The organism is Vibrio mytili (genome assembly GCF_000830505.1).
Classification (GTDB): Bacteria; Pseudomonadota; Gammaproteobacteria; order Enterobacterales; family Vibrionaceae; genus Vibrio; species Vibrio mytili.
Genome location: NZ_JXOK01000081.1, coordinates 59,474 through 82,645 on the forward strand (window position 1 = coordinate 59,474; position 23,172 = coordinate 82,645).

Annotated in this window: 15 protein-coding genes and 4 pseudogenes; 11 read left to right on the plus strand and 8 right to left on the minus strand. The window is 45.5% G+C overall.

Translation table 11 applies throughout. The features are described 5' to 3' along the window. Positions 1–72: 72 nt before the first annotated feature. The 5 genes and pseudogenes from murC to lpxC all read left to right on the plus strand — a co-directional run bounded on the left by murC (position 73) and on the right by lpxC (position 6,056). On the plus strand, positions 73–1,530 hold the full coding sequence (murC, locus tag SU60_RS19215; protein WP_041156927.1) for a UDP-N-acetylmuramate--L-alanine ligase: 1,458 nt from the start codon (positions 73–75) through the stop codon (positions 1,528–1,530). Positions 1,531–1,717: 187 nt separating this feature from the next. Continuing rightward, positions 1,718–2,503 carry a cell division protein FtsQ/DivIB gene (locus SU60_RS19220; RefSeq protein ID WP_041157009.1) on the plus strand — a complete coding sequence of 262 codons (786 nt, stop codon included), beginning with the start codon at positions 1,718–1,720 and terminating at the stop codon, positions 2,501–2,503. Continuing rightward, positions 2,496–3,770: a cell division protein FtsA gene (gene ftsA, locus SU60_RS19225; RefSeq protein WP_041156928.1), complete on the plus strand. Its 1,275-nt coding sequence runs from the start codon at positions 2,496–2,498 to the stop codon at positions 3,768–3,770. Before SU60_RS19220 ends, ftsA begins: the two co-directional genes overlap by 8 nt. A 30-nt stretch (positions 3,771–3,800) precedes the next feature. Continuing rightward, a pseudogene (gene ftsZ / locus SU60_RS19230) lies at positions 3,801–5,037 on the plus strand (cell division protein FtsZ). A gap of 101 nt (positions 5,038–5,138) precedes the next feature. Next, on the plus strand, positions 5,139–6,056 hold the full coding sequence (gene lpxC, locus SU60_RS19235; RefSeq protein WP_041156929.1) for a UDP-3-O-acyl-N-acetylglucosamine deacetylase: 918 nt from the start codon (positions 5,139–5,141) through the stop codon (positions 6,054–6,056). A 103-nt stretch (positions 6,057–6,159) separates the two neighbouring features. On the opposite strand, the gene SU60_RS19240 is transcribed toward lpxC, so the two are convergent. Next, positions 6,160–6,615, minus strand: a complete 456-nt coding sequence (locus SU60_RS19240; RefSeq protein ID WP_041156930.1) for a DUF721 domain-containing protein — start codon at positions 6,613–6,615, stop codon at positions 6,160–6,162. A 383-nt stretch (positions 6,616–6,998) separates the two neighbouring features. Between SU60_RS19240 and secA the strand changes: the two genes are divergently transcribed. The 6 genes and pseudogenes from secA to SU60_RS19270 all read left to right on the plus strand — a co-directional run bounded on the left by secA (position 6,999) and on the right by SU60_RS19270 (position 16,959). After that, positions 6,999–9,725: a preprotein translocase subunit SecA gene (gene secA, locus SU60_RS19245; protein ID WP_041156931.1), complete on the plus strand. Its 2,727-nt coding sequence runs from the start codon at positions 6,999–7,001 to the stop codon at positions 9,723–9,725. 70 nt (positions 9,726–9,795) lie between these two features. Beyond that, positions 9,796–10,197: an 8-oxo-dGTP diphosphatase MutT gene (gene mutT, locus SU60_RS19250; protein ID WP_041156932.1), complete on the plus strand. Its 402-nt coding sequence runs from the start codon at positions 9,796–9,798 to the stop codon at positions 10,195–10,197. A gap of 113 nt (positions 10,198–10,310) precedes the next feature. Further along, entirely contained in the window at positions 10,311–11,120 is an 810-nt protein-coding gene (dapB, locus tag SU60_RS19255) for a 4-hydroxy-tetrahydrodipicolinate reductase (protein ID WP_041156933.1), read from the plus strand. Positions 11,121–11,601: 481 nt separating this feature from the next. Further along, positions 11,602–12,741 (plus strand): glutamine-hydrolyzing carbamoyl-phosphate synthase small subunit, encoded by a 1,140-nt coding sequence (gene carA, locus SU60_RS19260; protein ID WP_041156934.1) that lies wholly within the window; start codon positions 11,602–11,604, stop codon positions 12,739–12,741. Between the two features lie 16 nt (positions 12,742–12,757). Next, positions 12,758–15,974 (plus strand): annotated as a pseudogene (gene carB, locus SU60_RS19265) (carbamoyl-phosphate synthase large subunit). Positions 15,975–16,180: 206 nt separating this feature from the next. After that, a pseudogene (locus SU60_RS19270) lies at positions 16,181–16,959 on the plus strand (TSUP family transporter). Here the strand turns inward: SU60_RS19270 and SU60_RS19275 are convergent. From SU60_RS19275 to SU60_RS19305, 7 genes and pseudogenes are all read right to left on the minus strand, one after another. Next, complete coding sequence (locus SU60_RS19275; protein WP_041156935.1) at positions 16,886–17,755, minus strand: LysR family transcriptional regulator; 870 nt, start codon at positions 17,753–17,755, stop codon at positions 16,886–16,888. The pseudogene SU60_RS19270 and the gene SU60_RS19275 overlap by 74 nt on opposite strands. Positions 17,756–17,890: 135 nt before the next feature. After that, positions 17,891–18,511: a TRIC cation channel family protein gene (locus tag SU60_RS19280; RefSeq protein ID WP_041156936.1), complete on the minus strand. Its 621-nt coding sequence runs from the start codon at positions 18,509–18,511 to the stop codon at positions 17,891–17,893. Between the two features lie 69 nt (positions 18,512–18,580). Then, entirely contained in the window at positions 18,581–19,408 is an 828-nt protein-coding gene (btuF, locus tag SU60_RS19285; RefSeq protein ID WP_041156937.1) for a vitamin B12 ABC transporter substrate-binding protein BtuF, read from the minus strand. After that, the gene (locus tag SU60_RS19290; RefSeq protein ID WP_041156938.1) at positions 19,405–20,358 is read right to left on the minus strand and encodes a cobalamin biosynthesis family protein; all 954 of its coding nucleotides are present in this window, start codon (positions 20,356–20,358) and stop codon (positions 19,405–19,407) included. The genes btuF and SU60_RS19290 overlap by 4 nt, the downstream gene beginning before the upstream one ends. Positions 20,359–20,370: 12 nt before the next feature. Next, on the minus strand, positions 20,371–21,066 hold the full coding sequence (gene mtnN, locus SU60_RS19295; RefSeq protein ID WP_041156939.1) for a 5'-methylthioadenosine/S-adenosylhomocysteine nucleosidase: 696 nt from the start codon (positions 21,064–21,066) through the stop codon (positions 20,371–20,373). A 63-nt stretch (positions 21,067–21,129) separates the two neighbouring features. Further along, complete coding sequence (locus SU60_RS19300; RefSeq protein ID WP_041156940.1) at positions 21,130–21,558, minus strand: DUF1499 domain-containing protein; 429 nt, start codon at positions 21,556–21,558, stop codon at positions 21,130–21,132. A 189-nt stretch (positions 21,559–21,747) separates the two neighbouring features. Next, a pseudogene (locus SU60_RS19305) lies at positions 21,748–23,159 on the minus strand (FAD-dependent oxidoreductase). Positions 23,160–23,172: the final 13 nt, after the last annotated feature.

Consider the following 23,172-nt stretch of genomic DNA (forward strand, 5'->3'; position numbering starts at 1 on the left):
AGCTCTAACTCATATAGCAAAACTACACAGCTTAACTCAATAGCGTTAACGAATTACCGAGAATAGAAATCGATGACTATTAAACACACACAAGACTTAGCTCAGATTCGCGCGATGGTGCCAGAGATGCGTCGCGTGAAATCAATTCATTTTATCGGAATTGGTGGCGCTGGGATGAGCGGTATTGCCGAAGTCCTACTAAACGAAGGCTACCAAATTACCGGATCTGATCTGGCAAACAACCTCGTTACTGAGCGCTTAGCATCTAAAGGGGCCACGATTTTCATTGGTCACCAGGCGAGTAATGTTGAAAAGGCGAGTGTGGTTGTTGTTTCTACTGCGATTAACGAAGAAAACCCTGAAGTCATTGCCGCTCGTGATAAGCGTATACCGATCGTACGAAGAGCGGAAATGTTAGCCGAGCTGATGCGCTTTCGCCATGGTATTGCTGTTGCGGGTACACATGGAAAAACCACAACAACTGCGCTTGTTACCCAAATATATTCGGAGGCTGGTTTAGATCCAACATTCGTGAATGGTGGCTTAGTCAAAAGTGCGGGCACCAATGCTCGCTTGGGTTCCAGTCGTATTTTGATCGCTGAAGCGGACGAAAGTGACGCGTCATTTCTGCACCTCCAACCAATGGTAAGTATTGTCACCAACATCGAAGCTGACCACATGGATACCTATGGCGGTGATTTCGAGACATTAAAGCAAACCTTCATCGACTTTTTACATAATTTACCTTTTTACGGACAAGCCATTGTTTGTATTGATGATCCTGTGATTCGTGAGTTGATTCCACGCATTAGTCGTCAAGTGATCACTTACGGGTTTTCAGACGATGCTGATGTACGTATCGAGAACTACCGTCAGCACGGTCAACAAGGCAAGTTTACCGTTGTGCGTCAGGGCAGAGATGACTTAGAGATCACCCTTAATATACCTGGTCGTCATAATGCGTTAAATGCCTCTGCCGCTATCGCGGTAGCCACTGAAGATGACGTTGATGATGACGCAATTTTAAAAGCGATGGCAGGTACGCAAGGTACCGGGCGTCGTTTTGATCATCTTGGTGAATTTGAGACAGGAAATGGTCATGCGATGCTCGTGGACGATTATGGCCATCATCCAACAGAAGTTGGCGTGACGATTAATGCCGCCCGCAGTGGATGGCAAGATAAGCGCTTAGTGATGATCTTCCAGCCGCATCGTTATAGTCGAACGCGCGATTTGTATGATGATTTTGCCAACGTACTTGAGCAAGTCGATGTGTTAATTATGTTAGATGTTTATGCGGCAGGTGAGAAACCTATTGCTGGAGCTGATGGACGAGCATTGTGTCGTACTATTCGCAGTCGAGGTAAGGTCGATCCGATTTTTGTGCCAGAAATAGAACAATTGCCTTCTGTTTTGGCAAACGTAATACAAGACGGAGACCTAATTTTGACTCAGGGTGCAGGGGATGTTGGTAAAGTGGCAAAACAACTTGCTTCTCTTGAGTTGAATATCAATAAGATGCTTGGGTAAAAGAGAGCATTATTGCAAACGACAGATAAAGACATAGATCTCGATTTTGCGTCATTAACGTTGTTATTTATTGCTTTCAGTGTTTGATAGTTTATCAGAGCTCAGTATAATCCCAAGGTTAAAGTCAATACTTTTGCTGAGGCATTTGTCAGCAAAAGTTCAGGACAAAAATCAGGAAACGAAGACATTGTTTAATCTTGCACTGAATGAAGAGCGACCAAGCGCCGAGAGGAATGCCCGTGGTCGCCAAGAAACCATCTTGGGTGCGCTATTTTTCGTTGTAGTTGTGACCTTAATTAGTTCTGTTTTGTACTCGGCGATCAGTTGGATGTGGGATGACCAAAGGTTACCTCTTTCCAAAATAGTACTCCAGGGACAACTGGAGTATGTCAAAGCTGACGATGTGCAGGCCGCATTCAGCCAAATTGACCACATCGGTACATTTATGTCGCAGGACATTGATGTATTACAGCAAAGTGTTGAAGCCTTACCTTGGGTCGCTCATGCTGCGATCCGAAAACAATGGCCAGACACAATAAAAGTTTTTTTGACAGAGCATTACCCTGAAGCCATCTGGAATGGTAACGAACTCATCGATAATAATGGTTTCGTTTTTGATGGGGACGTTGCACTGTTAGAGGAAGACAAAGTTAAGCTTTATGGTCCCAAGGATAGCGGTCAGGAAGTCTTAAAGACCTACCGCGATTTGAGTCCAAGGTTTCAGCAATTGGGATTAGCGATATCTTCTCTAGTGCTAAATGAGCGAAGAGCTTGGCAAATTATCCTTGATAACGGTATTCGATTAGAGCTAGGTAAAGAGTCTCTTCTTGAGCGTATAGAGCGTTTTTTCTCGCTATATAACAAGCTTGGCAGTGACACGCAAAGAATCAGTTATATCGATCTCAGGTACGATACAGGGGCCGCGGTCGGTTGGTTTCCTGAACAAGAGGTAAAAGAGAGCACAAATGACTAAGGCCGCAGATGACAACATTATTGTTGGTCTCGATATAGGCACTGCAACCGTTTCAGCTCTAGTGGGTGAGATTCTACCGGATGGCCAAATTAATATTATTGGCGCAGGTAGTAGCCCCTCGCGCGGCATGGATAAGGGTGGCGTGAATGATTTGGAATCGGTGGTAAAATCAGTACAACGCGCAGTTGATCAAGCTGAATTAATGGCCGAGTGCCAAATCAGCAGGGTATTTATCTCGTTGTCTGGTAAACATATCGCAAGCCGAATTGAAAAAGGTATGGGTACTATATCGGATGAAGAAGTGTCTCAAGAAGACATGGACAGAGCGATCCATACCGCCAAATCAATCAAAATCGGTGATGAGCAACGAATTCTTCATGTGATTCCACAAGAGTTCACTATCGACTACCAAGAAGGGATTAAAAACCCGCTTGGTCTTTCTGGAGTAAGAATGGAAGTCAGTGTCCATCTTATTTCCTGCCATAATGATATGGCGCGCAACATTATTAAGGCCGTAGAACGTTGTGGTCTTAAAGTAGAGCAACTTGTTTTTTCCGGTCTTGCGGCAAGTAATGCCGTGATCACCGAGGATGAAAGAGAGCTCGGAGTTTGTGTGGTGGATATTGGCGCCGGCACGATGGATGTTTCTATCTGGACGGGTGGTGCGCTACGTCACACAGAAGTATTTTCGTACGCAGGAAATGCAGTAACCAGTGATATTGCCTTTGCTTTTGGCACGCCAGTAAGCGATGCTGAAGAAATAAAAGTGAAATATGGCTGCGCTTTGAGTGAACTAGTCAGCAAGGATGATACGGTTAACGTACCAAGTGTCGGCGGACGTCCTTCGCGGAGTCTACAGCGACAAACATTGTCAGAAGTCATTGAACCACGTTATTCTGAACTAATGGGGTTGGTTAACCAAACTATCGATACCGTTCAAGCTAAATTGCGCGAAGAGGGCATTAAGCATCAACTCGCTGCAGGTGTTGTACTCACAGGCGGTGCAGCGCAAATGGATGGTGTGATAGAATGTGCGGAACGCGTATTCCGCAATCAAGTAAGGGTCGGCAAACCGCTTGAAGTCAGCGGCTTAACTGACTATGTAAAAGAGCCGTACCATTCTACGGCAGTTGGATTACTTCATTACGCAAGAGACATACAATCTAGTGACGATAGCGATTATAACGAACCGAAGCGTTCTTCTTCTCGTTCATCCGTAACTGGCTTCTTTGATAAATTGCGTAACTGGATACAAAAAGAGTTTTAACCTGAGTTGCAGGATAAACGGAGACAACACATGTTTGAACCGATGATGGAAATGTCTGACGATGCAGTAATCAAGGTCGTTGGAGTTGGTGGCGGCGGTGGTAACGCTGTTGAACACATGGTGCGTGAATCCATCGAAGGTGTGGAATTCATCAGCGTAAATACTGATGCGCAAGCACTTCGTAAGACAAGCGTTGGCAATGTCATTCAGATTGGTGGGGATATCACTAAAGGTCTGGGGGCAGGTGCGAATCCACAGGTTGGCCGTGAGGCAGCTCTCGAAGACAGAGATAGAATTAAAGATTCCCTAACCGGTGCCGATATGGTGTTTATCGCAGCGGGTATGGGCGGTGGTACAGGGACTGGTGCAGCTCCTGTTATTGCTGAAGTAGCAAAAGAACTCAATATTCTTACTGTTGCTGTCGTCACGAAACCATTCAGTTTCGAGGGTAAGAAGCGTTTAGCGTTTGCAGAGCAAGGTATTGATGAGTTGTCAAAACACGTTGACTCATTGATTACGATTCCAAACGAAAAGCTACTGAAAGTATTAGGTCGTGGTGTCACGCTATTGGAAGCGTTTGCTAGTGCAAACGATGTTCTGAAAAATGCGGTACAAGGTATTGCGGAGCTGATTACTCGTCCAGGCATGATCAACGTCGACTTTGCGACGTAAGAACAGTGATGTCTGAAATGGGTCACGCGATGATGGGTAGCGGCATTGCTAAAGGCGAAGATCGTGCTGAAGAAGCGGCTGAAATGGCGATTTCGAGCCACTTCTTGAAGATATCGACTTGGCTGGTGCACGTGGTGTACTTGTTAACATTACTGCTGGTCTGGATATGCGTCTTGATGAGTTTGAGACAGTTGGTAACACCGTTAAAGCATTTGCTTCTGACAATGCGACCGTTGTTATTGGTACGTCTTTAGACCCTGATATGACTGACGAAATCCGAGTCACTGTGGTAGCAACAGGTATTGGCAACGAGAAAAAACCTGATATTACGCTCGTTGCAGGTGGAAAAGCGAATGTCGCACCAGCGACACAAGCTCAACCACAACAACAAGCAGCGGCAACGCAAGCTGAAGAGAAACAGGCACAAACCTTGCAGACTCAAATGCAAGAGAAGCCACAGGTAACTCATCAGCAAGCAAATAATGCTTCTTCTTCTGCAGCAGCGTCACCGAGCCAAAGCTCAGCAGCGCCAAAGCAAGAAAAAGAAAACGGCTATCTTGATATTCCGGCATTTTTGCGTCGTCAAGCTGATTAATCTTTAATCCATAAATTTGACACGGTTCAAAATTATGATAGGATTCATTGTCAATGTTACAAACGACTGTGTTTTGTAGCGCATTGTAAAGAGGCAAGCAGATGATCAGACAACGTACTCTGAAAGAAATAGTGAAAACAACTGGTGTGGGTCTCCACTCTGGTCGTAAAGTCACGCTTACTCTGCGCCCAGCTGCTGCAAATACGGGGATTATTTATCGTCGTACGGACGTGAATCCTCCTGTAGATTTTCCAGCTGATCCAGCATCGGTTCGTGACACTATGTTATGTACAGCATTGGTTAACGACGAAGGCGTGCGTATTTCAACAGTTGAACACTTGAATGCCGCACTTGCTGGTATGGGCATCGACAACATTGTTGTCGAGGTTGACGCACCTGAAATTCCAATTATGGATGGTAGTGCTAGCCCATTCGTATACTTGCTTCAGCAAGCGGGTATCGAAATGCAAAATGTGCCAAAACGCTTTATCCGTATTAAGAAACCAGTTCGCTTCGAAGATGGCGATAAGTGGGCAGAGTTTGTCCCATTTAATGGTTTCCGCATGGACTTCGAGATTGACTTCGAGCATCCTGCGATTGAATCAGACGAACAACGCCTTCTATTTGATTTTTCATCGAAAGGTTTTGTACGTGAGATATCTCGAGCGCGTACGTTTGGTTTCATGCGTGATATCGAGTACTTACAATCGCAAAACCTTGTTTTAGGTGGTAGCTTTGATAACGCTATCGTTTTGGATGATTACCGTATTCTAAACGAAGAAGGCTTACGATTCGAAAATGAGTTTGTGACTCATAAAGTGTTGGATGCTATTGGCGACCTTTACATGTGTGGTCACCCGATTATTGGTGAGTTCCGTGCATTTAAATCAGGTCACGGTCTTAATAACCAACTTCTTCGTGCTGTTTTGGCCGACCAAGAAGCATGGGAATGGACGACGTTCGAAGAAGAAGTAGGCTCACCAGTGGCGTTTGCAGAGCCAAATATGGTACTCGCTTAACCCCAAGTTAGAAATTCAAAAACCAGGTCTCGGCCTGGTTTTTTTCTGTCTAAAATTTGTCCTGTTTATCCGTTAGTGGCAAAGCGAATCATAAATAAGGGTGCTATGGTTTCGATTTTTCTGCCATATCCGCTAACCTTTTGAGGCGCATCTGAATTTTAGGTGGTGCCATGTCTGCAATGGTCATCAATGATTTGGCAGCTGATTCTGTTAACGGTGGCCGTTTGGGACGGTCATCTTGCACAAATCGGTTTCGATATAGTGATGGGTTGATCCGAACTTCAACACTAACGAGCTTAGCGTAACCTTGGGTGCGTAGTTTATTGAGGATCATTAGGCGATCATAATCGATCTTCATTTTGATCGAGGCGCTGGATACGTCGATCAAAAGATGTCCGTGGCGAACATTCGCGACACGGCAATGATCTGCCGTACCTTGTGGTAGAATAGCTTGTAAAGCTTGATTGAGTTGCAAGATTTCTCCAGCATGCTCTTGAATCTGCTTAAACTGAGAGTCGGCAATAACATCTTCGGTAGAAGTAGGGCGATGATCACGCATAGGTAAAATCTTATTTTGTTTAGATATACTCAATTCTAGAGCAGCTTTATCTCTAGGTATAGTTTACATTAACGCGTTTAAACGTAATCGTATAACGCAAGCACAACTTACTCTGAAAAATGACAGGAATAAATAGTAAATCCAGTACAATTTCATTAAAAATTTCAGAGTGCTTCAAACAAATACGCCTACTTATGGTTGTATTGGTGAAAAATCCTTACACTAAGCCACATTGTTTCAAAATTTAGCCTTGAAATATGGATGTTTGAGCTCAATATCTTTGATAAATGATTTATCTCAGTATTCTTAGTTCAAAACTGGTAGAGACTGAAGGCATTATGAGAAGATCGGGAACGGTCTGATTACAGAGAGAACCACGAAAAATGATAACTAAGCTACTGACAAAAGTTATTGGCAGTCGCAACGACCGAACACTGCGCCGCCTTAGAAAAATTGTAAAAGAGATTAATAATTACGAGCCAACTTTTGAGGCTCTCTCCGATGAAGAACTGAAAGCGAAAACCGTTGAATTTCGTGAGCGCCTAGAGAAAGGCGAAACACTTGATAAACTTCTTCCAGAAGCTTTTGCAACCGTTCGCGAAGCGTCAAAACGCATTTACGGTATGCGTCATTTCGACGTTCAGCTCATTGGTGGTATGGTACTGAACTCTGGTCAAATTGCAGAAATGCGCACAGGTGAAGGTAAAACACTGACTGCTACTTTGCCCGCTTATCTTAATGCATTGGCTGGGAAAGGGGTTCACATTGTTACGGTGAACGATTACTTGGCTAAGCGTGACGCAGAAACAAACCGTCCACTGTTTGAATTCCTTGGTATGACCGTTGGCGTTAACGTGCCTAATATGCATCCGCAAGAGAAAAAAGAAGCATACCAAGCCGATATTTTATACGGAACCAATAACGAGTTTGGTTTTGACTACCTTCGTGACAACATGGCTTTTCGTACCGAAGATCGTGTGCAGCGCGAGCGTTTCTTTGCCGTTGTCGATGAGGTCGACTCCATTCTTATCGATGAAGCACGTACTCCGCTTATTATTTCCGGCCCTGCCGAAGACAGCTCAGAACTGTACACTCGCATTAATTTATTGATTCCACATTTAAAAAGACAAGATAAAGAAGACTCAGAAGAGTATCGTGGTGATGGTCACTACACACTTGATGAGAAAGCAAAACAAGTTTACCTGACCGAAACCGGCCAAGAATTTGTCGAAGAACTGATGGTTAAAAATGGTTTGATGGAAGAGGGTGATACACTTTACTCACCAACCAACATCAGCTTGCTTCACCATGTGAATGCAGCACTTCGTGCGCACGTTCTGTTCGAACGTAACGTTGACTACATTGTGACGGATGAAGGTGAAGTGGTTATCGTTGACGAACATACCGGCCGTACCATGCCAGGACGTCGTTGGTCTGAAGGTCTGCATCAAGCGGTAGAGGCGAAAGAAGGCGTTAAGATTCAGAATGAGAACCAAACTCTGGCTTCTATCACTTTCCAGAATTACTTCCGCCTTTACGAAAAACTGTCAGGTATGACGGGTACTGCGGATACAGAAGCGTTCGAATTTCAGTCTATTTATGGCTTGGAAACTGTGGTTGTACCAACCAATAAACCAATGATTCGTAACGACATGCCTGATGTCGTTTACCGTACTGAGGCAGAAAAATTCGCCGCTATCATCGAAGATATTAAAGAGCGTGTAGCAAAAGGTCAGCCCACTTTGGTCGGTACGGTATCGATCGAAAAATCTGAGTTGTTGTCTAACGCACTTAAAAAAGCCAAGATTAAGCACAATGTATTGAACGCTAAATTCCACGAGAAAGAAGCTGAAATTGTTGCTGAAGCAGGTATGCCAGGTGCGGTTACTATCGCAACCAACATGGCTGGTCGTGGTACCGATATCGTGCTTGGTGGTAGCTGGCAATCAAAAGTTGAAATGCTGGAAAATCCAACCCAAGAGCAAATCGATGCGATCAAAGCGGATTGGAAAGTCGTGCATGATAAAGTGCTGGAAGCAGGCGGCTTACACATTATTGGTACAGAACGCCATGAATCTCGTCGTATCGATAACCAGCTACGTGGCCGTTCTGGTCGTCAGGGTGATGCGGGCTCGTCGCGTTTCTACCTGTCGATGGAAGATTCACTGCTACGTATCTTTACTTCGGATCGCATGGCTAACCTGATCCAAAGTGGTATGGATGAAGGCGAAGCGATTGAATCGAAAATGCTGTCTCGTTCAATTGAAAAAGCACAGCGTAAAGTTGAAGGACGTAACTTCGATATTCGTAAGCAGCTTCTGGAATACGATGATGTGGCGAACGATCAACGTAAAGTCGTGTATGAATTACGCGATGAATTGATGAGTGCTGACGATATCAGTGAAATGATCGAACAGAATCGTGAAGATGTCATCACGGCGATCATTGATGAGTACATTCCACCACAATCACTTGAAGATATGTGGGATGTTGAGGGGCTTCAAGAACGTCTTAAAGCCGACTTTGATCTGGATGCACCAGTTAAACAGTGGCTTGAAGAAGATGACAAGCTTTACGAAGAAGCACTTCGTGAAAAGATCATTGCTCTAGCGGTTGAAGTCTACAAAGCGAAAGAAGAAGTGGTTGGTGCCCAGGTACTACGTAACTTCGAGAAATCCGTGATGTTACAAACGCTGGATACGCTTTGGAAAGAGCACTTAGCGGCAATGGATCACTTACGTCAAGGTATTCATTTGCGTGGTTATGCACAGAAGAACCCGAAACAAGAGTACAAACGTGAATCGTTTGAGCTGTTTGAAGGTTTATTAGATGCACTAAAATCGGATGTGATTACTGTACTGTCTCGGGTTCGCGTTCAGCAACAGGAAGAAGTTGAGCGTATGGAAGAGCAGCGTCGTGCACAAGCCGAAGAAGCGGCTCGCCGGGCACAAGCTCAACACGCAACGGCAGAAAACCAGTTGTCAGATGGTGAAGAGTCCGGAGATTCACATCAACCTGTAGTTCGCGATGAGCGAAAGGTTGGCCGTAATGAACCTTGCCCATGTGGCAGTGGCAAGAAGTACAAACAGTGCCACGGCAAAATTGACTAATTGGTTTATTACCAAATGAAAAAGAGTCGCCTAGGCGGCTCTTTTTGTATCAAGAGAACAGGCATTAGCTATGAAAAGAATTCACATTGTTGCTGCGATCATCTTTAACCAAGATAAATCGCAAGCCTTTATTACTAAACGTCCAACCGACAAACATAAAGGTGGTTTTTGGGAGTTTCCTGGTGGCAAAGTTGAGGCTGGTGAAACCATCGCTCAGGCCATGGCTCGTGAACTGGAAGAGGAAATTGGTATTCAGGTGACGGAGCAAGTTCCGTTTGAACACCTTGAATATGATTATCCAGATAAATCGTTGAAGTTTGATTTTATCTTAGTGACGGCGTTTAAAAACGAGCCTTATGGGCGAGAAGGTCAAGAAGGTCGATGGGTCAACATTAGCGAGCTAGGTCAATATACTTTCCCAGAGGCTAATCAGCCGATTGTTGAACGAGTCGTCGAGACGTTTTCTTTATAGTTTCGTACTAATCACCTTGTGGTTAGCAAGCTATGTTGTTAGTTTAAAAAGAGACCGCGAAACCAGAGATAACGAGATGATACGTCGTTATCCAGAGAAGGAGAGACAACGCAATGGTTCGTATTGCAATCGCAGGCGCAGCTGGCCGAATGGGCCGCAACTTAGTGAAAGCTTCACATCTTAACCAAACCGCTTCAGTTACAGCAGGATCCGAAAGACCGGAGTCTTCATTAGTGGGCGTTGATATTGGTGAGCTTTGTGGGGAAGGTAAGTTTGATGTTGTTTTGACAGATGACCTCGCTAAAGAAGTGGATAACTTCGATGTCATCATCGATTTTACCGCGCCAGTAAGTACATTGGCCAACCTCGAGTTATGCAGACAGCATGGTAAAAGCATTGTGATCGGTACAACTGGCTTCAGTGATGAAGAACGCGCGCTTATTGATGAGGCAGCTAAACAAGTGCCGGTGGTTATGGCTCCAAATTACTCTGTGGGTGTGAACTTGGTTTTTAAGTTGCTAGAAAAAGCCGCCAAAGTCATGGGTGACTACTGCGATATTGAAATCGTCGAAGCGCACCACCGTCATAAAGTTGATGCGCCTTCAGGTACTGCTATTGGTATGGGAGAGGCGATTGCTGGCGCCATGGGTAACCAGCTCAATGACGTCGCTGTCTACGCTCGTGAAGGCATTACTGGTGAGCGTACTAAAGATGAAATTGGCTTTGCGACCATTCGTGCAGGCGATATCATCGGTGAGCATACCGCGATGTTCGCTGATATTGGTGAGCGTGTCGAGATCACGCATAAAGCCACAGACCGCATGACCTTTGCCAATGGTGCAGTCAAAGCGGCAGCATGGTTACATACTAAGCCAGCCGGCTTTTATACCATGACGGATGTCTTAGGTTTGAACGAACTGTAAATACATAATTATTCGCCGGCGTATGCCGGCTTTTTTATACATGTTAAAAATGATGTAAATGAAACGCTACGATACAATCGCCATTTTCACTCTAGTTTGGTGATGATTTTGCTGGTTATGTAGTAGATTTTGTCTTTATTGCTTAAATTATATAGTTTTCTTTGTTTGGGTATCGTTTGCGTGAAGATGTCCTGATTTTTTGTGATGTCGAAAAAGTTCAAACTTGTGAAATTTATAAAAAATCCCTATGTCACGATGGAAATGGCGTTTAAACTTGTTTTTTTAGCGCTTATTGTGGCTGTTTAGCTTTACTGGCTAGAAAAAGATAATTTATTTTTGATTGTATGTTGACAGTATTTAAGTCCGTCTTTAGAATACCGCCAATTTGTCTGAAATACCTATTTATATAAACTTTTTAGGTAAAGGAAGGCATTATTGCAGTTTGATTTATTTTTTTTGCATTTTTATTCTGGAGGTTGTCTTGGGTAAATTAGCACTGTTAGTCCTAGAAGATGGGACAGTGTTCCGCGGAGTGTCCATAGGGGCAGACGGCGTTTCCGTCGGTGAAGTCGTTTTTAATACCTCGATGACGGGGTATCAAGAAATCCTCACTGATCCTTCCTATTCTCAGCAAATCGTTACTCTTACTTATCCCCACATTGGCAATACCGGAACCACTTCCGAAGATGAAGAATCCTCTTCTATCCACGCACAAGGCCTTGTGATTCGCGATCTTCCTCTTATCGCTTCTAACTTCCGTAATGAGCAATCCCTTTCTGATTATCTTAAGTCGCAACACATTGTTGGTATCGCTGACATCGATACGCGCAAGCTAACACGTATTTTACGTGAGAAAGGCGCGCAGAACGGTTGTATCGTTGCGGGCGATAACTTAGATGAAGCTTTAGCGTTGGCTAAAGCAAAAGAATTCCCTGGCTTAAAAGGAATGGATCTTGCGAAAGAAGTTACAACAAAAGAAGCGTATCAATGGAAGCAAGGTTCGTGGACGCTCGAAAGTGGACTTCCAGAAGCGAAAGATGACAGCGAGCTGCCGTACCACGTCGTGGCATACGACTTCGGAGCAAAGCGAAACATCCTACGCATGTTGGTTGACCGCGGTTGCCGCTTAACGGTTGTACCTGCTGAAACGTCAGCAGAAGAAGTACTGGCTCTTAATCCAGATGGCGTTTTCCTATCAAACGGCCCTGGTGACCCTGAACCATGTACTTACGCTATTGAAGCAACAAAAGTGTTCCTAGAAAAAGGCTTACCTATCTTTGGTATCTGTCTGGGTCACCAAATCCTGGCGCTAGCGTCTGGTGCACAAACTGTGAAAATGAAGTTTGGTCACCACGGTGCGAACCACCCAGTTAAAGATTTAGATCGTAACGTTGTAATGATTACCTCTCAAAACCACGGTTTTGCAGCGGACGAAGCAACGCTACCGGAAAACCTACGTGCAACTCACGTATCTCTATTTGATGGCTCTCTGCAAGGTATCCACCGTACAGATAAGCCAGCATTTAGCTTCCAAGGTCACCCAGAAGCGAGCCCAGGTCCACATGACGCAGCACCGCTTTTTGACCACTTTATCGAACTAATCAAACAACACAGCGCTTAATTCGGAGTAGTAGATAATGCCAAAACGTACTGACATTCAAAGTATTCTAATTCTTGGTGCTGGTCCGATTGTTATCGGTCAGGCATGTGAGTTTGACTACTCTGGCGCACAAGCGTGTAAAGCACTTCGTGAAGAAGGCTACCGAGTTATTCTGGTTAACTCGAACCCTGCGACGATCATGACTGACCCAGAGATGGCTGATGCAACTTACATCGAGCCAATCCAATGGGAAGTGGTACGCAAGATCATCGAAAAAGAGCGTCCAGATGCGGTTCTACCGACAATGGGTGGTCAGACTGCGCTTAACTGTGCTCTAGATCTAGAGAAGCATGGCGTTCTTGAAGAGTTCGGCGTAGAAATGATTGGTGCAACCGCTGACGCGATTGATAAAGCGGAAGACCGTTCTCGCTTCGATAAAGCAATGAAGTCTATCGGCCTTGAGTGTCCTCGCGCAGATACTGCGAAGAGCATGGAAGAAGCTTACAAAGTTTTAGACATGGTTGGCTTCCCTTGTATCATCCGTCCATCATTTACGATGGGTGGTACTGGTGGCGGTATCGCTTACAACAAAGAAGAGTTCGAAGAAATCTGTCGTCGTGGTCTGGATCTTTCTCCGACTAACGAACTGCTTATCGATGAATCTCTAATCGGTTGGAAAGAGTATGAAATGGAAGTAGTTCGCGACAAAGCGGACAACTGTATCATCGTATGTTCAATCGAAAACTTCGACCCAATGGGCATCCACACAGGTGACTCAATCACGGTTGCACCGGCGCAAACCCTGACGGACAAAGAATACCAGCTAATGCGTAATGCATCGCTAGCAGTTCTGCGTGAAATCGGCGTGGAAACAGGTGGTTCAAACGTACAGTTTGGTATCAACCCGAAAGATGGCCGTATGGTTATCATCGAGATGAACCCACGTGTATCTCGTTCTTCTGCTCTAGCGTCGAAAGCAACGGGTTTCCCTATCGCTAAGATTGCAGCGAAACTGGCTGTTGGTTTTACTCTGGACGAGCTACAAAACGACATCACGGGCGGTGCAACTCCAGCATCATTCGAACCAACTATCGACTACGTAGTAACTAAGATTCCTCGCTTTAACTTCGAGAAATTTGCAGGTGCTAACGACCGTCTGACAACACAGATGAAGTCAGTTGGTGAGGTGATGGCGATTGGTCGTAACCAACAAGAGTCTCTTCACAAAGCACTACGTGGCCTAGAAGTTGGCGCGACTGGTTTTGACGAGATGGTTGATCTGGAAGCGCCAGATGCACTGACTAAGATTCGTCACGAACTGAAAGAAGCTGGTGCTGAGCGTATCTGGTACATCGCTGACGCATTCCGTGCAGGCATGTCGGTTGATGGTGTATTCAACCTGACTAACATTGACCGCTGGTTCCTGGTTCAAATTGAAGAACTAGTGAAACTAGAAGAAGAAGTGAAAGCAGGTGGTTACGCTGGCTTGACCAAAGACGTGCTTCGTACCTTGAAGCGTAAAGCTTCTCTGATGCTCGCCTATCTAAACTACTTGGTGTTGCTGAAAGCGAAATTCGTCGCGCTCGTGAACAGTTCGACATTCACCCGGTTTACAAACGAGTGGATACGTGTGCAGCAGAATTCTCTTCTGACACGGCTTACATGTACTCATCTTACGATGAAGAGTGTGAAGCAAACCCAACAGACAAAGACAAGATCATGGTTCTTGGCGGCGGTCCAAACCGTATTGGTCAAGGTATTGAATTTGACTATTGTTGTGTACACGCATCACTAGCACTGCGCGAAGACGGTTACGAAACCATCATGGTGAACTGTAACCCAGAAACGGTATCGACTGACTACGATACGTCTGACCGTTTGTACTTTGAACCAGTCACTCTGGAAGATGTTTTGTCTATCGCTCGCGTTGAAAAACCAAAAGGTGTGATTGTTCAGTACGGTGGCCAAACACCACTGAAACTGGCGCGTGCCCTAGAAGCAGCAGGTGTGCCAATTATTGGTACTAGCCAGATGCTATCGACCGTGCAGAAGACCGTGAGCGTTTCCAGGCGGCCGTTGAACGTTTAGGCCTTCTTCAGCCAAAAAACGCAACGGTAACGGCGATGGAGCAAGCCATCGAGAAATCAAAAGAAATTGGTTTCCCATTGGTTGTTCGTCCATCGTATGTACTTGGTGGCCGTGCGATGGAAATCGTTTACGATGAGCAAGATCTACGTCGTTACTTTAACGAAGCGGTCAGTGTATCGAATGAGTCCCCAGTACTACTAGACCGTTTCCTAGATGACGCAACAGAAGTGGATATCGATGCTATCTGCGACGGTGAGCGAGTGGTTATCGGCGGTATCATGGAGCACATTGAACAAGCGGGTGTTCACTCAGGTGACTCAGCATGTTCACTACCGGCTTATACGTTAAGCCAGGAAATCCAGGATAAGATGCGTGAGCAGGTTGAGAAGCTTGCGTTTGAACTGGGTGTACGTGGTTTGATGAATACTCAGTTTGCCGTAAAAGACAACGAAGTGTACCTCATCGAAGTTAACCCTCGTGCTGCGCGTACGGTTCCATTCGTTTCGAAAGCAACTGGTGCGCCATTAGCGAAAATTGCTGCACGTGTTATGGCAGGTCAATCTCTAGAGTCGCAAGGATTTACGAAAGAGATCATTCCTCCTTACTACTCAGTGAAAGAAGTGGTTCTACCGTTTAACAAGTTCCCTGGCGTTGACCCGTTATTGGGCCCAGAAATGCGCTCAACTGGTGAGGTAATGGGCGTCGGTGCAACGTTCGCAGAAGCTTATGCGAAAGCGGAACTTGGCTGTGGCGCTGTATATCCAGAAGGCGGCCGTGCGTTACTATCAGTACGTGAAGGCGATAAAGAGCGTGTGGTTGATCTCGCTTCTAAGTTAGTAAAACTTGGCTATCAGCTAGATGCGACTCACGGTACGGCAGTGATTCTAGGCGAAGCGGGTATCAATCCTCGTCTGGTTAACAAAGTACACGAAGGTCGTCCGCATATCCTTGACCGTATCAAGAACAACGAATATACCTACATTGTGAACACGGCAGCAGGCCGTCAAGCGATCGAAGATTCGAAAGTTCTACGTCGTGGAGCGCTGGCAGAGAAAGTGAACTACACCACTACGCTGAACGCAGCGTTTGCAACCTGTATGTCTCACACAGCCGATGCGAAAAGCTCTGTGATGTCAGTACAAGAGTTGCATGCGAAAATAAAGTAAGCGTACTTAATAAAAATCAATAAGCTCGCAAGTCAGAGCTTATATGACAACCTCATTGCCCGCTCATTTGAGCGGGCTTTTTTGTTTTTATTTGTTTGTATTCATGAATTTTGGGAATAGGTTGATATCTAGACTTTCCTTTTTCGTTTTAGGGAGTCAGTGCTACCGTTTAGCTCTCTTCAGTATATTTGAACAAGGAAGTGTCAGTGGAGCTCACGTTAGAGGTATTAACCGCGTTGTTTTTTGTTGCATCTGTGGCAGGGTTTATCGACGCGATGGCAGGGGGCGGTGGATTGATAACGCTTCCAGCTTTATTGGCAGCAGGGCTTAGTCCAACTCAGGCATTGGCAACCAACAAATTACAAAGTTCATTTGGCAGTTTTTCTGCTAGTTTGTACTTTATCCGGAATGGCATTGTCAGTTTAAAAGAGATGCGCGTTGCGATTTGTTGTACTTTTATCGGGGCGGCGATTGGTGCCGAAGCGGTACAATTTATTGATGCTGGCATCCTCACTAGTCTTATTCCACTTCTTCTTATTGCCATCTCTCTGTACTTCCTTTTGGCTCCAACGACAAAGAAAACCGAAGGCGAGCCCAGATTATCCGAGGCGATGTTTGCGCTTTGTATTGGTGGTGGGGTTGGTTTTTATGACGGTTTCTTTGGGCCCGGTACGGATCTATCTTTACGGTTTGCTTTGTTGCGCTTGGTCATTTCTCTTTAGTTGATGCCACGGCACGCACCAAGATTCTCAATTTCACTTCAAACATCGCTGCGCTGTTGTTTTTTATCCTTGCTGGGCTGCCGGTGTGGGAAATTGGTTTAACCATGGCAGTGGGCGGTTTCATTGGCGCACGGTTAGGTGCAAAAGTCGTGGTGACGAAGGGGCAGAAATGGATTCGACCTCTCGTGATTACCATGTCGATGTTGATGGCAACAAAACTTCTTTGGCAACAACATCAGCAATGGCTTCTATCATTGTTTTAATTCGCTGATTGCGATAAGTGTTGTGCCGTAAGCAGACATGGATCGGGCGGATCAGGGGCTCTAACTCTTTAAATTCGTAGCAGAAATTGGGGGGGATATTGAGCGTTTTGATGATTGATTTAGGTATCAACGCTGGCGCCATACCGCCTAATGCCAACTGTGCTGCAGCCGTGTAGGAGTCCATCTCCATCAAAGGTTGGATATTGTGCTTCGACAAAATAGCTTGTTGATAGGTGTTGGCTGGATTATTCAAGTCGTTGGTTAAAATCGCTTGTGGTAGTTGTGTTAGCGGGTACTTACTGATTACCGAGAACGGCTCATCACCAAGGTGGAAGCTCATCAGGCCATGGTGAGGAGGTAAGTAACCCGCGCAGAAACCAAGGGTTGCTCGGCCAGATTTGACGTTCTCTACGATTCTTGGCGTATGATTAGTTGAGATTCTGAGGTAAGGATCCCATGCTAGTCGTTGTTCCATAATGATACTCAGATAGCCTGCCACTAAAGTTTCAGAACAATCTATTTTGATTAATGAGGTATCTTCGAGCTCTTGTTGATCGTAAATCTGTCCTCTTAGCTCGTTAAATGTGGGTTCTATTGTATTGATGAGCGCCAGAGCATCGGAGGTTAATTTGATGTGCCTGCCGTCGGGCTCAATCAGCTTTTTGCCAAGCTTTTTTTCTAAATTTGCAATCCGCTTGCTGACGGCTGACTGGCTAATATACAGTTGACTGCCTGTGCGGCTCATGGTTTTTTCTCTACTCAGTACGAGCAGTGTTTCGATGCCTTCTAATAACATAACAATTGATGAAAAAGAGGAATGGTAGGATGAATTTATCCTATTAGAGGGCCGTTAGCGAGGACCATAAAGTAAAAAGAGTCGACGGAATGTCGACTCGAAAAAGTATTGCTATAAAAGCATTACCAGGCAAATTTAGCGGTTAATCGCAAAGGTTGGTAACGAGAGATGCCATCGAATGGCCCCAAGGCGAATGATCAGTGTTGAGGTTACGCCTGCGAGCATGGCGCTTGAGTGGTCATAGCCCATGCTCAATGCCGTCGTATGAAAAATACCACCGATGATACATGCTGTGGCATACACTTCGCTTCTGAGCACCATTGGAACTTCGCGAGCAAGTACGTCTCGTATAATTCCGCCGCCACAGCCAGTGATGACCGCCATGATCACAGCAACCAACCCGGACTCATTGTATGTCATGGCTTTTTCTACCCCGATACCAACGAATACAGAGAGCCCGATAGCATCACATACCGGTAAAACCCACCAAGGAAGGCGTTTTGGACGGCGTACTAAAAGCATGGTCAGTAAACAGGTGACGAAAATGACCCACAGATAAGTAGTGTCGGTGATCCAAAATACGGGGGTTGCGCCCAGCGCCATATCTCGTATCGTGCCGCCACCAATGGCTGTGACACTGGCAAGAACAACCACACCAAAAGGGTCCATCTTCAGCCGACCCGCAAGTATGACTCCTGACACAGCGAAAACCGCTGTGCCGAATAAATCGATCATATAAAGCAGCATGGAATCCATGTTACTTGGCACCTTAACTATATCTGAGAAAAAATGGGCGGAAATTGTACGGTATTTATACCAAGAGCGTTAGCGGTTTTGACGAACGATTTTAAAGTATTCGCAAACTTGAGTAATTGCATTTAACGTTCTAGGCGTTGGGCGATTAATCCAGTCTGCATTCAATGACCACGTATGGCCGTTTTTCATCGCAGGCAGTTCATTTTTCCATTCCGCCCACATGCCGTCATGACTCATTGCGTGTCGTGATGTAAAAATGACTTCTGGTTGGCGCGTTATGACTTGCTCGATACTGACTTGCGGATAGGGGGAACTGGCTTGGGAAAAAATATTTTCGCCGCCACAAAAGGTAAACACTTCGCTGGGCCAGTTTGTTCCAGCGACGGTGATAATCGGCTTTTCACTCAATTGATAGAAGTAACGGACTTTATCTTCGGTGTTGTACTTTGTTTTTAACGAGTTGAGTTGAGCTCTAAAATTCGCTGCGGCTTGTTGGCCTACCTCAGGATGTTCGCTGTAGTGGCTTAACTGCTCAATATTGAATGCAATATCCGCTAATTTTCCTGTTTTGGAGTAGTAAATAGGGACATCGAATTGTTTGAGTTTTTCAATTTCTTTAGCTGGATTTCCCGCAGGCCACGCAATCACCAGATCCGGTTTTAGTGCAATGATACGCTCGAGTTTTATACCTTGATAGTTCGAGACTTTCTCTAGCATCTTGGCTTGCTCGGGATAATCACTCAATTCGCTGACTGCAACTAACTTGTCTCCAAGACCTGCTGCATAGGCAATTTCTGTTGCGTGAGGCGCTAAGCTGATGACTCGTTGCGCGGGTTGATTGGCCAGTGCGGCAGTCGTAAAGAGTAGTGCAAACGCGACGTAGATTATGTTCATCATAGTCCTTGATAAATCAGTCCGAGCAGGAGGCTTTGGAGAGCAATCCAGGTAAAAATACGCCAAACCAACAAGGTTTGAACTTGGTTAAGATGGATAGCTGAAGGGGCGATACGTCCACCAATTTTCGCACGTTCTGCACGTATACCTTGATACACTGCTGGCCCACCCAAGGCGAGTTGTAACTTGTTACCTACTGCACACAATAGCCAAGCTGGTCCCGGTAGTGGCCAAGCAGGCGCTTGTTGTTGAATATGGCCTACGATTTGAGACGGACTCTTCCCTACCACGACAAGTAGGGCAAAAAGTCGTAATGGAATCAGTTCGAGTGCCGCCAATAGCTGCACAGCTGGCTTTCCAAACGGAACGTATTGATGGCGACTTGGTGACCAAGTGCGAGCTAATTCAGATGTCAGGCGATACATGAGAGCGCCAATGCCTCCCGTAAGCGCGTACCAAAACAACACACAAACGACATTACGCCCGTAGCCCATTATAATAGTTTCTGCACCAGCTTTTCCTATGCCTAATAAGGATAAGCTTTGGGTATCACGGTTGAGGGTGGGAGCCAATAGTTGTCGACATTGGGCTTTATCCTCGTTCGCCATAGCTTCAACGAGTTGCTTGGTGAAAACTTCATTACTTCGCCAATCTAAGGCAAGCAAGAGCAGAGCAAGTTCAAACAATGGCGCTTGCCAGACTAACGGTTTCATCGCGATAAGTAAGACGAAGCAGGGAAAGAGCATTAATATCAGCGCTAAACTTCCTGAAATCATACTTTGCGAATAACTGTTATTGCGATTGACTTTGATTGCCAGTTGTATGGATAGCTTGCGCCATATCAGCGTTGGATGTGCAGTTGGTGGTATTGGAAGAATCAGATGGAACAACAATGCACCCCACATCACGAGGAGTGCACCATTGGCATAAAATTGCTGAAAAATATCTTCCATGAAGTTTTTGGTTTACTTAATAAGATCCAGCATTTTGCAGACCATCTCAGAAGAGCTTTTCGCTGCAAGAGGCAGGAACTCTTCAAAACTCATTGGTGATTCTTTGTCTGCAACGTCAGAGATTGCACGTACAACAACAAATGGAGTGTTGAATTGGTGGCAGGTTTGCGCAATAGCGGACGCTTCCATTTCAACCGCAATCACCGACGGGAAGTGTTGACGAATAAACGCTTGACGTTCTGCGGTGCAAACGAACGCATCACCAGTGCAGATCAAACCACGAACAGCATGAGTATTTTCCATCTGCGCCAGTGCTTTCTCAGCAAGATCCATCAGCGTTTCATCGGCTTTGAACGCGGCTGGCTGACCTGCCATTTGTCCGATTTCGTAACCAAACGCGGTAACGTCAGCGTCGTGGTGGCGGACTTCTGTGGAAATGACAACATCACCTAAATTGAGGCTCGAGTCAAAACCACCGGCAGAGCCAGTGTTGATTACAACATCGGGTTGGTATTCATCAAGAAGTATCGTTGTGCCTACTGCTGCTGCTACTTTGCCAATACCTGACTGAAGTAATACCACCTCGACATCATTAATTTGGCCAGAAAAGAAAGTACAACCTGCTTTATTGACGCTTTGGCAGTTTGTCATTGCTTCTTTTAGGATAACCACTTCTTGTTCCATCGCTCCGATGATACCAACTTTCATAACACTCTCTTTAAAGTAAAATATTTAATCGCCGAGAGTATAGCACTCCCCGGTAGCAGTTTTCTATTTGATGAGCGCGGCTTTAGATAGTTCGGCTCGCAATTGGTTTGCGCGCTTTCGGTTGACGCCAAAATCAGAATAACCGACGCGGGATTCTGACCGTACGATCAGTGTCTCTCCATCCATTTTGAGTTCAAGATCATCCACAAAGCGCATAATTTTCGATGTGCACTCTATGCGGAGATAGTTATCTTCTTTTTCGGCTGTTTTTGCGCCGGGAAGCTTTAAAGCGGCCTCTTCAATTGCATTGAGTGTGGCAGAGTCAGTCAGAATAAACGGTTCAAGATAATGTTCTTCGCGTTTATCTAGCGTCGAGACACAGTTTGGTTTGTCACCGCAGGGGGATTGAGTGCGATCTGGCATAGTCGTAACTCCTTGACTGCAGGCGGTTAGACCGAGCAAAGTAATGGAAAGGAGAGTGATGGCTTTCATTGTACCGATTCCTTATCGCTTTAAGCCTAAGTTAATCATTATACCCACACAAGTTCTAAATGCAGAATTCAGAGTGTTTTCACTTATCTCTGAACCACGCGCGAGGAGGTGCTATAAAGATATATGGAATAAAAGCAAAAAGGATCCATTTTGAGGATCCTTTGTCCGCGTTTATGGTTTTTTTGGGCGCTAGACCTCAAGGTAATCGAGAATACCTTCTGCTGCTTTACGTCCTTCATCAATGGCTGTGACCACTAAGTCAGACCCCCTCACGGCGTCGCCCCCAGCAAAGATCTTTGCATTGCTGGTTTGATACTGAAACTCTTGCTCAAGTGGCGCTTTAATACGTCCCCATTGATCGAGATCGACGTTGAAGGGTGAGAGCCAATCCATTTGGTGAGGTTGGAAACCAAAGGCCATGATCACCGCATCAGCCGCTAAGACGTGTTCACTGCCTTCGACAGGTTCCGGGCGACGTCGGCCAGCTTCATCGGGTTCACCAAGCGCCGTTTTGACCACTTTAACCCCTGATACATTGCCGGATGCATTCACTTCAACACCAAGAGGTTGAAGGTTGAACATAAAGTTGACGCCTTCTTCTTTGGCATTTTTGACTTCTCGACGTGAGCCGGGCATGTTTGCTTCGTCACGACGATAGGCACAAATGACATTTGCGGCTCCTTGACGAATAGAGGTTCGTACGCAGTCCATGGCGGTATCTCCACCACCGAGAACCACGACCTTTTTCCCTGCCATGTCGATAAAGGCTGGTCGTCTTTCAGATCCATCACTTTATAGGTGTTAGAAATCAAAAACGGCAGAGCGTCATAAACACCAGGCGCATCTTCGTTTGCTAATCCCGCTCGCATGTTTTTGTAGGTACCAACGCCTAAAAACACCGCGTCGTACTCATCAATCAGCTCTTGCATTTGAACGTCTTTACCGACTTCGACATTCATGCGGAACTCGACGCCCATATCGGTAAAAATTCTGCGGCGGTTTTCCATCACGCCTTTCTCGAGCTTGAAAGATGGAATACCAAAGGTCAACAAGCCACCTATTTCAGGGTAGCGATCAAACACAACAGGCTTCACGCCATTGCGTACCAAAATATCTGCGGCGGCCAACCCTGCTGGTCCAGCACCAATGATGGCGACCTTTTTATCTGTCCATTCTACTTTGGACATATCAGGCTTCCAGCCCATTTCAAATGCTTTGTCGTTAATGTACTTTTCGATGTTACCTATGGTGACAGCACCAAAGTCGTCATTGAGCGTGCATGAACCTTCACAGAGGCGGTCTTGTGGACAAACCCTTCCACATACTTCCGGTAAACTATTGGTTTGATGGGATAGCTCTGCCGCTTCAATAATCCGCCCTTCATTGGCCAGTTTGAGCCATTGCGGGATATAGTTGTGTACTGGGCATTTCCATTCACAGTATGGGTTTCCGCAGTCTAAGCATCGGTCAGCTTGCGCCGTGGCTTGCTGTTTAGTAAAAGGCTCATAGATTTCAACAAATTCAATCTTACGAATTTTTATTGGTTTTTTCGCTGGATCTACGCGTTGCACATCGATGAATTGATAAACATTTTGACTCATGATTCAAACATCC

What these genes read in the sequence shown, in the direction of transcription:
- murC (WP_041156927.1), top strand. Translation starts at nt 73, where the DNA reads ATGACTATTAAACACACACAAGACTTAGCTCAGATTCGCGCGATGGTG.
- ftsA (WP_041156928.1), top strand. Translation starts at nt 2,496, where the DNA reads ATGACTAAGGCCGCAGATGACAACATTATTGTTGGTCTCGATATAGGC.
- lpxC (WP_041156929.1), top strand. Translation starts at nt 5,139, where the DNA reads ATGATCAGACAACGTACTCTGAAAGAAATAGTGAAAACAACTGGTGTG.
- SU60_RS19240 (WP_041156930.1), bottom strand. Translation starts at nt 6,615, where the DNA reads ATGCGTGATCATCGCCCTACTTCTACCGAAGATGTTATTGCCGACTCT.
- secA (WP_041156931.1), top strand. Translation starts at nt 6,999, where the DNA reads ATGATAACTAAGCTACTGACAAAAGTTATTGGCAGTCGCAACGACCGA.
- mutT (WP_041156932.1), top strand. Translation starts at nt 9,796, where the DNA reads ATGAAAAGAATTCACATTGTTGCTGCGATCATCTTTAACCAAGATAAA.
- dapB (WP_041156933.1), top strand. Translation starts at nt 10,311, where the DNA reads ATGGTTCGTATTGCAATCGCAGGCGCAGCTGGCCGAATGGGCCGCAAC.
- SU60_RS19275 (WP_041156935.1), bottom strand. Translation starts at nt 17,755, where the DNA reads ATGTTATTAGAAGGCATCGAAACACTGCTCGTACTGAGTAGAGAAAAA.
- SU60_RS19280 (WP_041156936.1), bottom strand. Translation starts at nt 18,511, where the DNA reads ATGGATTCCATGCTGCTTTATATGATCGATTTATTCGGCACAGCGGTT.
- btuF (WP_041156937.1), bottom strand. Translation starts at nt 19,408, where the DNA reads ATGATGAACATAATCTACGTCGCGTTTGCACTACTCTTTACGACTGCC.
- SU60_RS19290 (WP_041156938.1), bottom strand. Translation starts at nt 20,358, where the DNA reads ATGGAAGATATTTTTCAGCAATTTTATGCCAATGGTGCACTCCTCGTG.
- mtnN (WP_041156939.1), bottom strand. Translation starts at nt 21,066, where the DNA reads ATGAAAGTTGGTATCATCGGAGCGATGGAACAAGAAGTGGTTATCCTA.
- SU60_RS19300 (WP_041156940.1), bottom strand. Translation starts at nt 21,558, where the DNA reads ATGAAAGCCATCACTCTCCTTTCCATTACTTTGCTCGGTCTAACCGCC.